The organism is Vreelandella titanicae BH1, from assembly GCF_000336575.1.
In the GTDB taxonomy this organism is placed as follows: Bacteria; Pseudomonadota; Gammaproteobacteria; order Pseudomonadales; family Halomonadaceae; genus Vreelandella; species Vreelandella titanicae.
Genome location: NZ_AOPO01000022.1, coordinates 44,835 through 59,432 on the forward strand (window position 1 = coordinate 44,835; position 14,598 = coordinate 59,432).

A 14,598-nucleotide genomic window follows, 5' to 3' on the forward strand; every position below is an offset into this window, starting at 1 on the left:
TAGTGCAAGAGTATACCGCGATAGCGCATTGATCGTCAGGGGCTACTCACGCTCGATTATCGACACTGACCGTATGGGCAGAAAATCCGCGCATGGCGATTAACCCAAGAGTAGGGCCCGGCAGTAGCCACCAAATGACCGCCAGCGACTGGCTCGACCACAGTGCGGTGACCAGTGCGATGGAGGGAATGGTCAGCCCAAAGCCGATAGCGTTCATCATCGCCAGCGCTGCACCTAGCCGCTCGGGTGGCGCCGTGGCGCTGGCCAGCGCAGAGAACTGCGCGGAGTCGGCAATCACGCTAACGCCCCATACGCCGAGAAGTACCAGCAGCAGCCAGGGCGAGGCGCTGCCCAACAGGGGATAAACCAAACAGAGCGCGCCTGAGGTTGCCAATGCCACGCAGGCCACTCGGTCGCTGCCAATCTGGCGGCTCCATTTGCCTGCTAGCACGCAGCCCGGTAAACCCAACGCGATCACCGCAAAACTTAGCCACGGTTGAGCGCTGTTTGCAGCACCCAAGCGCTCCAGCTCTCGGGCGACCAGAAACGGCACCAGCGCCCATAGCGCATACAGTTCCCAGCAGTGGCCGAAATAACCCAGTGCGGCGGCACGAAAGCGGGGCTGTTTGAAAGCAGCCAGGCCTGCCCAGGGGCGGCCGTTTTTGGCGGTTGCCGGGAGGTGGGGGCCAACGCCCAGTTTGAAAATCATTAGCGCGGCGACCAGCGCCAGCAGTGAGGCCAGCAGCAATGGCCACTGCCAGGGTAAACTCAGCGTTAAACCGCGTAGCAGATGCGGGGAGGCAATACCCAGGGTCAGCATGCCCACCAGCCAGCCTAGCGCCGCCCCGGCATGGTTGGGTGTCCAACTCACCACCAGTTTCATACCCAGCGGGTAGATACCCGCGAGACAAAGCCCGGTCGCAAAGCGTGCCACAGCGGCGAGCGTCACGATCTCAGCCACGCCGATAAAGGCGGCGTTGATCAGTGCGCCGAGAACAGCGGAAATCGCGAACAGGTGGCTGGCGCGAATGCGGTCGGCAAGGCCGGTGGTGGCAATCAATAGCGTTCCGCTAATAAACCCGGCCTGAACGGCGATGGTGAGCAGACCCAAATCGCTTTCGCTAAGGCCTACCGCATCCTGAAGCGCCAAGCCAACGCCATTGATGCTAAACCACAGTGAGGTGCCAAACAGTTGGGCGATGACAATCGTAACAAGCGGGTAGCGCGTGAACACGTTTACGTCTCCATGAGGGCAAAGGGCGCGGCCAGAGCCCGCTAATGGTAATCAACAATTTACCGTTACGACGAATTTTTTAAAAACAGCAGTGTCGGACCACGAGGTCCGTCAGGATTCGTCGGGCAGGAAGTACAAATTTGTTCGCAATTGGAGTTTTTATGCACGTAGCCAAGCTTTTCCTTCCAGCAGTTGCAGCACTGGCATTCAGTGTTCCCGCCATGGCCCAGCAAATGGCTGGTGGCACCCCCAGTGTCGATGACCAAGTTGATCAACTTGACGAAATGGTCGATCTGGATGAAGGGCAGAAAGAGGAGATGAGCAACCTCTTGACCCAGATGCAAGATAAAATCAGTGGCAAGGAGCAGGAAGCCCAGCAGTTGCAACAGCAACTCGGCGAGCAGGTTCAGCCCGATTACGATGAAGCTGCCATTCGTGCGGACGCGGAGCGCCTTGGTGACCTAACGGCCGAGATGACCGCTGATAGCATCATCTTACAGTCTCAGATCGAAGGCGTATTCACTCAAGAACAGCGCGAACAACTTGACGAAGCCATGGCTCAACGGCAGGAGCAAATGCAACAACAGATGCAGGAGCAGATGCAGCAACAGGGTGGCTAAGGCGAAGACGCCTTGGAGTGATGGAGAGCAGTGATGGAAAACAGGTCATGCAAACTGCCTGGCCGCACTGACAACGATTGCCTAACTCTGTTGACGGCCCCGCCAAGTGCGGGGTCACGTGTTTATGGCCGTGCCATTCGGCGTAGACGATACCGACGAGGAAGTGGCGGTTAACCGAAATTAGGTATCCATGGGCGCGAATAGTTGGGCTAAGTCATCTTCATCGATAGATGTGCCAAGATAGATCTGTGTTTATGTAATATTAGCGGGAGGAGGGCTAGTTTCTTTTTTGCTGATACTTCGGAAAAGAAAAATAAAAATTGCGTCAAGAATGTTGAGATAAAGTAAGTTGAGGATGCCCATTATTAATAATTGAGTAGTTTTTCTTTTTACAATTGCATAATGTTTCCAGCAAGCTGAAGCGAGAAATAAAAATAATAATAAAACATATACTGCAACAGGAACATCATCCGCTGGTTCTTTTATTAGATCGCTTGCTCCAACCCATAATATTGCTATAGTAAACAACCAGATTATGATGAGGTAAGTCTTTCTACCCAATCCCAGGCTAGAAAAATTAAAGGGCTTTTTTGCCGCCAAGAATTTGTTTCTACTTTCTTCCTTCATATCATCTGTTCCTGTGTAGTGGTTTTTCTGGTAGTTGATTCAATTTATATTGAATGACTATTTAAAATTAACCGTGTGATTGGTTTTAAATAGTCCTTAGCCGCCTTTAATTTCTAAGCTCAAAAATAAAGTCTAAAATACAATGTCATCTGCAGTGATGGTGCCAATTTAATTCCTTTTCGCCATCGAATGATAGGCTGTGAGTTTAAGTAATATTAATCATTTTTTGACCTGTGAAAGTATTAGTGATGAGGCTTAGAGATTATCTCATATAGCAACTTCTCGTTCAGCGGGGTCGCGCCGGTAAAGCGAGTAACCTATCACCCGCTACCGTTCGCTTGTCCGGGTGAAAACCAACTCGCTTGAATTGCGCATCTCCTTGAAAAAATCGCAAATAATGAGTGGTTAGAATAGCCGGGTATTAGTGAAGCGCAACCCCTAGAGGCCACGAAGCGTTGATCTCTTACGCATGTAAGAAATAGCTTACAAATTTTTAAGCGTTGGCTTACATGAAGGGGCTTGTATGCGCAACAGAAATGGTATGAGTATGAATTTTTTTGAGTCAGCGTCATATGTTACTCAGGGTTGTCTACCCCAACTTATGCGGCACAACCTCATGACCCATCTCTTTATAACGCTGCCAGCAGGCGCGTTTGGCGATCAGCACTTGTTGGTGCTGATTGATGATCTCGGCAATCCGCGCGTAGCGCTCTATGCCTTGGGGAATATCAGGGTGCAGGTTAAGCAGTGCGGTTTCTTCTGTTGGCACCGGCAATTGCTGCCAGCCTAGCGTGATCGGCACGCTGGTGGCCATTTCGCTATCTTCCAAGGCGTGGGGCAGGTAAGCGTCCGGGCGGAAATTCCACAGTGCGCTGTCTGCCTGCTCGGCGAGGGCTCTGTCTTCGCAGTGCAGATGCAGGCGGTAGCCTTTGCGCCAGATGGTCTCGGCCAGTTTGCAAGCGAACTGCAAGCGCGCCTCCAAGGTGGTATCGGGCAGAATGTAGAAATCAATGCGCGCCATAGCGGTTCCAGGTAAAACGATTTCAGATACGTCGATGGCAAACAGCACCGCCGCAAGAATGCGGCGGTGCTGAAAGGATAAGCGCTGGTTTTAAAACCGCTTAAACCAACTGGGTTAACCAGCCGTACTTATCTTCGCTGCGGCCGTACTGCAGGTCGAGCAGTTTGGTGCGGATGCGCATGGCAATCTCATTATTGCCACCGGCAGCTAGCTTGATACGCTCGTTCTCGGTGACCAGCTCGCCCACCGGGGTGATGACCGCGGCGGTACCGCAGGCAAATACCTCGGTGATCTCGCCAGACGCCGCGCCTTCACGCCACTCGTCAATGCTGATAGTGCGCTCTTCCGGCGTTAGGCCTTCATCTTTGGCCAGCGTGAGCACCGAGTTGCGCGTGACGCCTTCCAAAATGGTGTCGGTCAGGCGCGGCGTCACCAAACGGCCATCTTTGAAGACAAAGAACAGGTTCATGCCGCCCAACTCTTCCACCCACTTGTTTTCAGCAGCATCAAGAAATGCGACCTGGCCACACTGGTGGGCTTCGGCCTCTTTCTGCGCGGCTAATGAGGCGGCGTAGTTACCGCCGCACTTGGCAAAGCCAGTACCGCCTGCGGCAGCGCGCTTGTAGTTCGAGGAGAGCCAGATCGACACCGGCGCAACGCCGCCTTTAAAGTACGCCGCCGCGGGGGAGGCGATGACGTAGTAGTCGACCTCGTGGGCGGGGCGTACGCCCAAGAAGGCTTCCGAGGCGATCATAAACGGACGCAGGTAGAGGCTGCACTCGTCAGATGCGCTGGCAGGCGTGGGCACCCAGGCGTGATCTTGCGCTAATAGCGCTTTCAGCGAACCGATAAAGTCTTCATCGGACAGCTCCGGCAGCGCCAAACGACGGGCACTGCGGCGGAAGCGCTCGGCGTTTTTCTCTGGGCGGAATGTCCAGATAGAGCCGTCGGCGTGGCGATAAGCTTTGATGCCCTCAAAAATCTCCTGACCGTAATGCAGTACAGAAGCAGCCGGGTCGAGGGTTAGCGGGCCGTAAGGGCGCACTTGGTGTCCGTGCCAGTCGGCGTCAACCGTCCAGCGCACATGGGCCATGTGATCGGTAAAGTGTTTGCCAAAGCCGGGGTTTTTGAGAATGCTGTCACGGATCTCATCGGCTATCGGCTGGTTGGATGGCAAAATCTCAAAGTTAGTGGGCACGGCATGTTCTCTCTACTTGATCCAAGCCCTGAAGGGCAAATATAGGCGTCGTAATATAAGCGTTAAAGTGGTCGTAGCGTGTGCCTTGAGATAAGGCACACGCTAATGGGTTTAGGTGTAACGGTTGCGTCAAATAAAGGCAACCGTTGATTGCCTGATTGTGTTGTTAGACGTCGCTATTTTCTACTTGGGCGTCTGCTTCACGGTCAAGCAGGTACTGAGTTAACAGCCCGACGGGACGCCCGGTAGCGCCTTTCTGCTTGCCGGAGTGCCAGGCGGTACCGGCGATATCCAGGTGCGCCCAGGGGAAGTGATCGGCAAAGCGCGATAAAAAGCACGCAGCGGTAATCGTGCCCGCCGGGCGGCCACCAATATTAGCCAGGTCGGCAAAGTTGGACTCAAGCTGCTCTTGATACTCATCCCACAGCGGCAGGTGCCAAGCGCGATCCCAAGCGGCTTCGCCCGCATCGAGCAGATCCAGCGCCAAGTCATCGTCGTTGGAGAGCAGGCCGGTGGCGTGGTGACCCAGGCCAATAATCACGGCGCCGGTGAGAGTGGCGATATCCACTACGCTGGCGGGAGTAAAGCGCTCGGCGTAGGTGAGTGCGTCGCACAGCACCAGACGGCCTTCCGCGTCGGTGTTAAGCACTTCGACGGTCAGACCTTTGAGGGTTTTGATGATGTCGCCGGGCTTGGTGGCATTGCCGTCTGGCATGTTTTCCGCGGCGGCAACGATAAATACCAGGTTGAGCTTGGGTTTAATCGCCAATACCGCTTTGACGGTGCCGAACACGCTGGCGGCGCCGCACATATCGAACTTCATTTCGTCCATGCTTTCGCCGGGCTTGAGCGAAATACCGCCGGTATCAAAAGTAATGCCTTTGCCTACCAATACATGGGGCGCTTCTTCACTTTCTTCGGCGCCTTGGTACTTCATCACGATCAGGCGTGTGGGTTCTTTGCTGCCGCGGCCTACGGATAGCAGCGAGCCTGCGCCCAGGGCTTCCAGCGCTTCTTCATCGAGAATATCGACCTCGAGCGCGCCTTGTGAGTCGCGACCCAACTGCTCTGCCTGCTCGGCTAAATAGCTGGGCGTACAGACGTTACCGGGCAGGTTGCCCAGCGTGCGGGTGTAGTTGATGCCTTGGCCAATAGCGTTGCCCACTAACGCACCCTGCTTAACCTGCGGGACAGCGTCAGCATCGGTGATAATTAACGTTAGCTTGGCGAGGCTGGGGGCTGGCGCGGGCGAGGATTTGAACTGATCAAAGCGATAGATAGCCCGCTCCGCAGCTTCCATTACCTTGCGCGCTTTCCAGGCCGCATCGCGGTCAGTCAACGGAACATCGCCAAATACTACGCTGGCTTCGTCGATAGGCAGTTTCACTAGCGCCGTCATGGCCGCATCCAGCGCCTTGATGAAGGCCGCTTCCTGGCATTTTTCACGCTCTCCCAAGCCCACCAGCAAGATGCGTTCGGCCCCCAGGCCTGGCGCAAAGGGTACCAGTTGCACGTTGCCCAGTGCTGCGTCAAAGTCGCCGCGTTCGAGCAATTGGCCAATCAGGCGCTCGCTGGCGTCGTCCAGTTTGGCAACGGTGGGCAGGAAGTCGCCCCCTTTATAAACCGGCACCAAAAGGCAGGGTGTTTCAGCTTTGGCTGGGTTCGCGGTCTGAACGGAAAATTCCATGACGTCTCCAACAAGACAAGCATCGAGGGATTCGGGATAATGCCCCGTTGCTTTTGATTTTGAAAAGGGACTGAAAATAGTTTGATTAGTGTACCCAAGCCATACGCTTATTGCATGGCATCCTGCACGACTAGCCGGAGAGCGCGTTGATTTTATTTCGATATCTAACTCGCGAAGTGTTACTCACCATGTCGGCGGTTGCTGGCATTCTGCTGCTGGTGATCATGGGCAGCCGCTTTATCCGCTATTTTTCGGACGCGGCGGAGGGTGATATTCCCGTCACCATGCTAGGCAGTCTGATGATGTTTCACCTGCCTGGCTTTATGGAACTGATTCTACCGCTGTCGTTTTTTCTAGGCATCCTGCTCGCCTACGGGCAGCTCTATATGAACAGCGAAATCACTGTAATGGTCGCCTGTGGGATGAGCCCCACGCGGCTATTGAAGGTGACGTTGCTGCCTGCCAGCGTGGTGGCGGTACTGGTCGGTGTCTGCAGCCTGTGGCTAACGCCTTTTGGGGCGCTGCAAACCGAGACCGCGCTGGAAGAACAGCGCAGTCGCCTGGATGTTTCCGTGTTGGCGCCGGGGCGCTTTCAAGAGTTCGGCGGTGGCCGTACCGCTTACATCGGCAGCTTCTCAAGCGACGGAACGGAAATGCAGGATGTGCTGGTGCACGAGCAGAACCAACAAGGCGACGAAGGTGCTCACGACTACGTTACCCGGGCGGCATCGGGCTATCAGGAAACCCGCCTCGAAACGGGTAGCCGTTTTCTGGTGTTGGATGACGGTGAGCGCTACGGGGTGACGCCGGGCGATAAGAGCGCCGAGCGGCTAACGTTTGAGCGTTATACATTGCGACTAGGGCTGAATCGCGACCGGCAGGAACTGGATTCACTGGAGTACGCCACTACGCCTGCGCTATGGAGTAATCCAAGCCCCCGTGCCCAAGCCCAGTGGCAGTGGCGGGCAGGGCTCCCGCTTATGGTGTTTGTGCTGGCCTTGATGGCGCAGCCGCTTTCCCGGGTTAATCCCCGCCAGGGGCGCTTTGGCAAACTGCTGCCCGCGGTATTTTTATACGTCGCCTATCTTAGTCTGCTGCTCGCGGTTGTCGATGCGATTGGCAGTGGCACTTGGTCCACCACGCTGGGCGTGTGGCCAGTCCATGGGCTGTTTTTAGGGCTGGGCCTATTATTGCTATGGCGCTCGCAACGCAAGGGGATGCGCTAATGGTGCTTGACCGTCTTGATCGTTATATCGCCCGCAACGTGCTGGCGGCCATTATCGTCGTTCAGTTCGTGCTGCTGGGGTTGGATATTACCATCGCTTATATCGATGATTTAGGCGATGTGCAGGCGGGCTATACCGCCTTCGATGCGCTGCTTTACCTGCTAATGCGCACGCCTTGGCGATTCTATCAGTACGCCCCGGTAGCCGTATTAATTGGCGCGCTGATTGGCTTAGGCAGCATGGCTTCCAGCAATGAGCTTACCGTTATGCGCGCCGCTGGGCGTTCTCTGGCGCGCATTGTATGGGGGGTGATGAAACCCGTGCTGGTGGTCGTGGTCGTGGTGCTGTTAGTTGCCGAATACGTTAGCCCACGCACCGAGCAGTATGCCGAGGCGTGGCGACTGGAAAAACTCCAGGGTGAAGGCGCCGTGTTGACCAGTCGCAGCGGCTGGCAGATAGAGGGTGACAGCGTCTACCGTTTTGGGGCAATTCGCGCGGATAACGTCGTGCTCGATTTAACCCGCTATCGCTTTGATGACCGCCAGCTGGTCGAAGCCACTTACGCTCAGCGCGCACACTGGGAAAACGATGCCTGGCGTTTGGAAAACGTCGCTACCACGCGTATTTTTGACGATCACACTGAGTCTGAGCAGACGGCAAGCATGGGCTGGGACACCTCGTTCACCCCCACCCAGCTAGAGAGGCTGCTGCGCGATATTGAGAGTCAGGCGCCCAGCGAACTTTGGGCCTATGCCCAGTTCCTTGAAGAGCAGAACCTGCAGAATGATCAGGCACTGCTGTATTTTTGGCAGAAGATGTTGATGCCGCTCACCATGGGGTCGCTGGTGCTGATTGCCGCCTCCTTTGTATTTGGCCCACTGCGCACCGTGGCCGCTGGTACTCGGGTGTTTTATGGCGTTGTCACTGGGCTGAGCTTTAAGTACGTTCAGGATCTACTGGCGCCCGCCTCGACGATATTTGGCTTTTCACCCGTCTGGGCCGTACTGGTGCCGACTCTGGCCTGCGCCGGGGTCGGGATCTATTTTCTACGTCGCAATGGTTAATGGCCGCAATAGTTAGCCATCACAGCCTCGTATCGTCCAGAAACAGCCAGCAACCACGAAGAGAACTATGCAAACACGACGCTTTACTCAGTTGGACAGCGTATGGCCAGCCGGCCTTGGCCGACGACTGGGCGCCATGCTGTATGACGGCTTTTTGGTCACCGCGATTTGGATTGCGGTGACCGTCGTGCATATGCTGTTTTTCCGCTATGTGCTTGGTCAGCAGCCCGAAGAGATTGGCACCACGGCCAGCGATATCTGGAGCCTGCGCCTCATGCTGGTGTTTTTTGTCACGCTGTTTTTTGTTTTCTCCTGGTCGCGCGGTGGGATGACCTTGGGTATGCAGGCGTGGCGTTTACGGGTGCAATCGGCAGACGGGTATTCACTGAACTTGAAGCAGTGCCTCATCCGCTGCGCGGTGGCGTGGCTCTCGCTGCTGGCGTTTGGTTTGGGCTACTTATGGGTGCTGTTCGATAAACAGCGGCGTAGCTGGCCGGATATTGCTTCCAACACGCAAACGGTGGTTTTGCCGAAAAAATAATTTCAGCTGGCATGGGGCAAAAAGTGCTTTTACGCCAGTACGTTATTTGGCTGCTCTTGCGTATTAAGACGAATGGATAGCAAAAAGCAGTCATTTCTACTTGATAAGATGTATGCGAATCATTTACATTCATCTCATGATTTTTATGAGGTGTCGCCATGTACGTTTGCGTGTGCAAGGGAGTAACCGATCATCAAATTCGCCAGCACGTTAGCGACGGAGCGCGCAGCTGGCGAGAAGTACGCGAAGCAACCGGCTGCGCAACGCAGTGCGGTAAGTGCGCGTGCTACGCTAAATCAATTACCCGCGATGCCGTTCAGGAAGCACGTCAAGAAGCCGATATGGGCCTTGCCTACGCCGTGTGACGCGAATCACTATTGTTAGGGTTATCTTTAGCAAATAACTGATTTGCTTGAACTTTTAATCATCTTATCTATACTCTCAGAAACGCTGGGGGTATAGCTATTTGCGCCTATACTCTTCTCCAAACGTAACTGCTTGATCGTATTGTCTAAACTAGATTAAACATCAGCATTACAGTAGAAAAGGTGACGTCATGAAAGGTGATACGAAAGTTATTGAGCATCTCAATAAGGCGCTCGGCAACGAACTGGTTGCGATCAATCAGTACTTTTTGCACGCCAAGATGTACAAAGACTGGGGCCTAAAAGCACTCGCCAAGTGGGAATACGATGAGTCCATCGAAGAGATGCAGCACGCTGACAAGATCATCGAGCGCATTCTATTCCTGGAAGGCATTCCCAACCTGCAAGACCTGGGCAAGCTGCACATTGGCGAAAACGTCAAAGAGATGCTCGAAAGCGATCTAAAAATTGAGCACGATGGCCGCAACGACTACATCGAAGCCATCACCTATTGCGAAAGCGTTAAAGATTACGTTACCCGCGACATGCTCCGCGATCTGCTCGCCGACGAAGAAGACCATATCGACCACATCGAAACGGAACTTGGTTTGATCGACAAGGTAGGTATTCAGAATTACATGCAACGCCAAATGCAGATGGCAGGCGACGAGTAAAACGCTATCGCGCGTATGTATAGAAGTAAGCTAGCAACCAAAACTAGCTAAAAAGCAGCCAGTCAGGGCTAACTGACTGGCTGCTTTCGTTCTAAAGTCCCCTTTGACCTATCGATTTTCCCGCTTCCCTTTTCCCCTATGTGTTCCTTCACTACTTACCCATCTTCGCGGCAACCTGGGTTTAGCGCTGAGGTGTGCCGATAGCCAACGGTGCTAACTTAGCCAGTGAGTGTCATAAGCCTGACATCGTTATGGTGTTGGATAGTTAATCGGACATAGCAAGTTTAATAACTTAATCAGTCGTTTCTTAAGCTTAAGCAAGGGATTAACTCCATCATGATACTCAAACGCAGACCAACCCTGTTGGCGCTGGCTGCTGTGCTGGCCGCCACGCAAGCGGCAGGCGCGGCAGATAAGCATTTCAACCGCATCGCCAGCTTCGCGGTTCCCGATAACATGGCCGAGGGCGAGGATCGTACACGCGAGACCGCGCCTGAAATCATTGCTGCCTCCGGTGATGGCATGACGCTGGTGTATACCGATAGCCCGCTGGGCGTGATCGGGCGCATCGATATCAGCGACCCGGCTAATCCGCAACCGCTGGGTAATATCGTTATGGACGGTGAGCCTACGGCCGTATCGGTGCTCGGCAATATGGCCTATGTCGGAGTGAATACATCGGCTTCCTACAGCGAACCTTCCGGGGAACTGCGTACGGTCGATTTAGCCAGTGGCGAGATACTCGCCTCCTGCCCGCTGGACGGACAGCCCGATAGTGTGGCTTCCGCTGCGGCCCCCGATGGGCGCTTTGTCGCTGTCGCCATTGAGAATGAACGCGACGAAGAGGCGGGTGATGGACGTGTACCGCAGATGCCCGGCGGTTCCGTGGCACTGGTGGAGATCAATGCGGAAGGGCTGGTTAACTGCGACAGCCTGCTCTACGCCGACGTAACCGGGCTCGCCGAGATCGCCCCCGAGGATCCCGAGCCGGAGTTTGTCGATATCAATACCCTGGGTGAGACCGTCGTCACCGTGCAGGAGAACAACCACCTGGTGGTGCTCGACTACGCCGGAAAGGTGGTGGCGGATTTCAGTGCCGGGACTGTCGACCTGGACGGCATTGACGCCAGCGATGACGGTGCGCTGATTTTCAACGAGCAGCAAGCCGAGCGCCTGCGTGAGCCGGACGCTTTGCAGTGGATCGACAACGACCACTTCGCTATTGCCAACGAAGGCGATATGGATGGCGGCGCGCGCGGCTGGACGATCTTCAACAAGCGTGGCGAGGTGGTATACGAGTCAGGTACTTCATTCGAGCGCGCGGTGATTGAAGCGGGTCACTACCCCGATAAGCGTTCGGATGCCAAAGGCAGCGAGCCGGAGGGGATGGAGTTTGCGGTGTTCGAAGGTACGCCCTATGTCTTCCTGCTTTCCGAGCGCGGCTCGCTGGTGGGCGTTTATGACGTTAGCAACCTGGCCGAACCGCAGCTCACCCAGCTACTGCCCTCGGGCCTGTCTCCCGAAGGCGCCGTGGCGATTCCCAGCCGTGGCCTGTTAGCCACCGCCAATGAAGGGGATCTGGGCGAAGACGGCGGCCCCCGCGCCCATGTCATGATTTATCAATACCAGGATGCGCCAGCGGTCTATCCCACCCTGACCTCGGCGGGCGCTGATGAACTGATCGGCTGGGGCGCACTTTCCGGTTTGGTCGCCGCTGATGACATGCTCTACGCGGTCAACGACAGCTTCTACAGCGCCCAGCCGCGCATCTTTACCATCGACCCCTCAGCCTCCCCGGCGCGGATTACGGCAGCACTGGACGTGACCCGCAACGGTGAGCCTGCGCTAGGGCTGGATATGGAAGGCATTACCACCGATGGTGAAGGTGGCTTCTGGGTCGCTTCCGAAGGTAACGACAAAGGCCTTGCCAACACCCTTTATCATGTGGGGTCCGACGGCGAGATTATCCAAGGAATTGCACTGCCCGAGGCGCTCGCTCAACAGGCATTGAAGTGGGGATTAGAAGGCGTCACGCGCATTGATGATCAACTGTGGCTGGCGGTGCAGCGCCCTTGGCAGGATGACCCCGAGGGCATGGTCAAGCTGCTGCGTTTTGATATCGACAGTGGTGAGTGGGGCGCTGTTCATTACCCGTTGGATAACGTGGAACAGGGTTGGATTGGCCTCTCCGAAATCACCGCCCATGGCGATTGGCTTTATTTGATCGAGCGCGACAACCAGATCGGCGCCGAGGCGAAGGTTAAGCAAGTGACCCGCGTTGCCCTGGACGGCCTGGAACCCGCCCCGCTGGGCGGTGAGCTGCCGGTGGTCGAGAAACAGCTAGTGCGCGACCTGATTCCCGACCTGGCCAGCTACAACGGCTTTGTGGTGGACAAGATTGAAGGAATGGCGATCAACGATAATGGCAACGCCTGGCTGGTCAGCGACAACGACGGTGTGGACGATAGTTCCGGCGAGACCTACTTCTGGTCAATACCCCTAGAGTAGGCCCTGCCTGTATTCGTCTATACCGCAGTAGCATGGAAGCGATAAACATGAGGAGTAGGGGAGAAAAGGTAGGATAAAAGAGATAGTAGAAAAAGCGAGGGCACGCATCAAACACGGTTATGTGGCTGATGTGTGCCCTTTTTTGTGGCGTGACTCTTGTGTGAAGAGCGTCCTGTGAAGAGAGTGTGGCGGTAACGTTATGGAGCGCCTAACTATTTAGCGGCAATCGCCTCACCGCTGTCCACAAACTGGCTTGGTACCGCCGGCTCATCAACAGCAAAAGTTGCCCGGCTTAGGCGACGGACACGCTTCATAAACAGCGCAATGCAAAGGAGTGTGCCTAACGCGGCCACCACATAGCTTAGCTGCAGCGGTAGACCAAAACCGATCGGCGCGTAGGCTAAGTAGGTAAACGTGGCCATGGTCATAAAGGTGGCTGGGATCGAGGTAATCCAGTGAGGCTTACGCGACAGCACCAGGTACATGGTGCCTACCCACAGCGCGATCACGGCGGTGGTTTGGTTCGCCCAGGAGAAGTAGCGCCACAGCAGTGTGAAGTCCATGTGCGTTAACGCGTAAGACACCACAAACAGCGGTAGAGCGACCATGACGCGCTTCATAATCGGCTTTTGATCGATCTTAATGTAGTCGGCGATGATCATCCGCGCGCTGCGGAAAGCGGTATCGCCCGAGGTGATCGGCAGCACAATAACGCCGAGTACCGCCAGGGTGCCGCCTATAGCGCCGAGCATGGTGGTAGACACTTCGCTTACCACCGCAGCAGGGCCACCGGCCGCCAGCACATCGGAAAGCGACTGGTCGCCATAGAACAGGCTCATGGCGGCGGCCGCCCAGATCATCGCGATAATGCCTTCGGTGATCATCATGCCGTAGAAAATTTTGCGACCATTGGTTTCGTTTTGGGTGGTGCGCGAAATAATCGGCGTTTGGGTGGCATGAAAACCTGAAAGCGCGCCGCAGGAGATGGTTAAAAACAGCAGCGGGAAAATCGGTGCGGCGTCAGGGTGCATGTTCTGGAACGAGAGCTCAGGAATCGGAGCGCCCGTGATGATCAAGCCGATACCGATACCCGCCGCGCTGAACAGCAGCAGGGCGCCAAAATAGGGGTAGATACGGCCAATGACCTTATCAATCGGCAGCAGGGTGGCAATCAAGTAATAAATAAAGATAGCGACGATGATCAGCGTTAACGACAGCGAGGTCATATTGGCCAGCAGCGCCGCAGGCGAGGTGACGAATACCGTACCGACTAAAAGCAGCAGCAGAATCGCGAAACCATTGACCACATGCTTCATCGCTTTACCCAGGAACTTGCCGGCCAGTTGCGGCAGGTGAGCGCCGTGGTTGCGGATCGAGATCATGCCGGTCAGGTAATCGTGAACAGCACCGGCAAAGATACAGCCAATCACAATCCACACAAACGCCACTGGCCCATACAGAGCGCCGAGAATCGGGCCAAAAATAGGGCCGACACCGGCAATGTTTAATAACTGAATGAGTGAATTGCGCGTAGTGTTCATCGGCACATAGTCGATGTTGTCGCGCATGCTGAAAGCGGGCGTTTGACGCTTGCGGTCAGTGACAAACACACGCTCAACGAATTTCCCATAGGTAAAGTAGCCCGCTATCAGCAGCAGGATCGATACGATAAAGGTGATCATCTAAGGTACCTAGAGCAGTGAGGGGGATGGGCGAGCATGTCGGTGAGCATGCAAGCAGGCACTTCTTTAGCAGAGCTGAATGTACAGATAACCACTATAAAATCACAGCTAGACTTTAGTGGGCCGTAAGCAAAAAAAAGGACAGCCGAGA

General features: G+C 55.2%; 13 protein-coding genes. 7 read left to right on the forward strand and 6 right to left on the reverse strand.

The window, feature by feature from the left end; all coding sequences use genetic code 11:
* Nucleotides 1-46: 46 nt before the first annotated feature.
* Complete coding sequence (locus HALTITAN_RS22795; protein ID WP_039860662.1) at nt 47-1,234, reverse strand: MFS transporter; 1,188 nt, start codon at nt 1,232-1,234, stop codon at nt 47-49.
* Nucleotides 1,235-1,395: 161 nt separating this feature from the next.
* Between HALTITAN_RS22795 and HALTITAN_RS22800 the strand changes: the two genes are divergently transcribed.
* Nucleotides 1,396-1,854, forward strand: a complete 459-nt coding sequence (locus HALTITAN_RS22800) for a Spy/CpxP family protein refolding chaperone (RefSeq protein WP_051052203.1) — start codon at nt 1,396-1,398, stop codon at nt 1,852-1,854.
* Nucleotides 1,855-2,106: 252 nt separating this feature from the next.
* On the opposite strand, the gene HALTITAN_RS22805 is transcribed toward HALTITAN_RS22800, so the two are convergent.
* From HALTITAN_RS22805 to HALTITAN_RS22820, 4 genes are all read right to left on the reverse strand, one after another.
* Nucleotides 2,107-2,481, reverse strand: coding sequence for a hypothetical protein (locus tag HALTITAN_RS22805; RefSeq protein ID WP_027957795.1), 375 nt, complete (start codon nt 2,479-2,481; stop codon nt 2,107-2,109).
* 589 nt (nt 2,482-3,070) lie between these two features.
* Nucleotides 3,071-3,502, reverse strand: coding sequence for a DNA polymerase III subunit chi (locus HALTITAN_RS22810; RefSeq protein ID WP_039860663.1), 432 nt, complete (start codon nt 3,500-3,502; stop codon nt 3,071-3,073).
* A gap of 100 nt (nt 3,503-3,602) precedes the next feature.
* Nucleotides 3,603-4,700 carry a branched-chain amino acid aminotransferase gene (locus tag HALTITAN_RS22815; RefSeq protein WP_009288513.1) on the reverse strand — a complete coding sequence of 366 codons (1,098 nt, stop codon included), beginning with the start codon at nt 4,698-4,700 and terminating at the stop codon, nt 3,603-3,605.
* Between the two features lie 166 nt (nt 4,701-4,866).
* A complete protein-coding gene (locus HALTITAN_RS22820; RefSeq protein WP_039860664.1) occupies nt 4,867-6,387 on the reverse strand; it encodes a leucyl aminopeptidase in 1,521 nt (506 codons plus the stop codon).
* 146 nt (nt 6,388-6,533) lie between these two features.
* Here HALTITAN_RS22820 and lptF point away from each other — a divergent pair, with 146 nt between their 5' ends.
* The 6 genes from lptF to HALTITAN_RS22850 all read left to right on the forward strand — a co-directional run bounded on the left by lptF (nt 6,534) and on the right by HALTITAN_RS22850 (nt 12,765).
* Entirely contained in the window at nt 6,534-7,613 is a 1,080-nt protein-coding gene (gene lptF, locus HALTITAN_RS22825) for an LPS export ABC transporter permease LptF (RefSeq protein ID WP_083868883.1), read from the forward strand.
* Nucleotides 7,613-8,677 (forward strand): LPS export ABC transporter permease LptG, encoded by a 1,065-nt coding sequence (gene lptG / locus HALTITAN_RS22830; protein ID WP_027957800.1) that lies wholly within the window; start codon nt 7,613-7,615, stop codon nt 8,675-8,677. The genes lptF and lptG overlap by 1 nt, the downstream gene beginning before the upstream one ends.
* Before the next feature lie 67 nt (nt 8,678-8,744).
* Nucleotides 8,745-9,218, forward strand: coding sequence for an RDD family protein (locus tag HALTITAN_RS22835; RefSeq protein WP_009288514.1), 474 nt, complete (start codon nt 8,745-8,747; stop codon nt 9,216-9,218).
* Nucleotides 9,219-9,376: 158 nt separating this feature from the next.
* On the forward strand, nt 9,377-9,583 hold the full coding sequence (locus HALTITAN_RS22840) for a (2Fe-2S)-binding protein (RefSeq protein ID WP_008959830.1): 207 nt from the start codon (nt 9,377-9,379) through the stop codon (nt 9,581-9,583).
* A gap of 191 nt (nt 9,584-9,774) precedes the next feature.
* Nucleotides 9,775-10,257 (forward strand): bacterioferritin, encoded by a 483-nt coding sequence (bfr, locus tag HALTITAN_RS22845; RefSeq protein ID WP_009288515.1) that lies wholly within the window; start codon nt 9,775-9,777, stop codon nt 10,255-10,257.
* A gap of 336 nt (nt 10,258-10,593) precedes the next feature.
* Nucleotides 10,594-12,765, forward strand: coding sequence for an esterase-like activity of phytase family protein (locus HALTITAN_RS22850; RefSeq protein WP_039860667.1), 2,172 nt, complete (start codon nt 10,594-10,596; stop codon nt 12,763-12,765).
* Between the two features lie 212 nt (nt 12,766-12,977).
* Here HALTITAN_RS22850 and HALTITAN_RS22855 read toward each other — a convergent pair whose 3' ends face one another.
* On the reverse strand, nt 12,978-14,447 hold the full coding sequence (locus HALTITAN_RS22855; protein ID WP_009288516.1) for a carbon starvation CstA family protein: 1,470 nt from the start codon (nt 14,445-14,447) through the stop codon (nt 12,978-12,980).
* Between the last annotated feature and the right edge of the window lie 151 nt (nt 14,448-14,598).

Bases quoted from the DNA above. Each gene is read 5' to 3' on its own strand.
- HALTITAN_RS22800 (WP_051052203.1), top strand. From the start codon at position 1,396: ATGCACGTAGCCAAGCTTTTCCTTCCAGCAGTTGCAGCACTGGCATTC.
- HALTITAN_RS22805 (WP_027957795.1), bottom strand. From the start codon at position 2,481: ATGAAGGAAGAAAGTAGAAACAAATTCTTGGCGGCAAAAAAGCCCTTT.
- HALTITAN_RS22810 (WP_039860663.1), bottom strand. From the start codon at position 3,502: ATGGCGCGCATTGATTTCTACATTCTGCCCGATACCACCTTGGAGGCG.
- HALTITAN_RS22820 (WP_039860664.1), bottom strand. From the start codon at position 6,387: ATGGAATTTTCCGTTCAGACCGCGAACCCAGCCAAAGCTGAAACACCC.
- lptG (WP_027957800.1), top strand. From the start codon at position 7,613: ATGGTGCTTGACCGTCTTGATCGTTATATCGCCCGCAACGTGCTGGCG.
- HALTITAN_RS22835 (WP_009288514.1), top strand. From the start codon at position 8,745: ATGCAAACACGACGCTTTACTCAGTTGGACAGCGTATGGCCAGCCGGC.
- HALTITAN_RS22840 (WP_008959830.1), top strand. From the start codon at position 9,377: ATGTACGTTTGCGTGTGCAAGGGAGTAACCGATCATCAAATTCGCCAG.
- bfr (WP_009288515.1), top strand. From the start codon at position 9,775: ATGAAAGGTGATACGAAAGTTATTGAGCATCTCAATAAGGCGCTCGGC.
- HALTITAN_RS22850 (WP_039860667.1), top strand. From the start codon at position 10,594: ATGATACTCAAACGCAGACCAACCCTGTTGGCGCTGGCTGCTGTGCTG.
- HALTITAN_RS22855 (WP_009288516.1), bottom strand. From the start codon at position 14,447: ATGATCACCTTTATCGTATCGATCCTGCTGCTGATAGCGGGCTACTTT.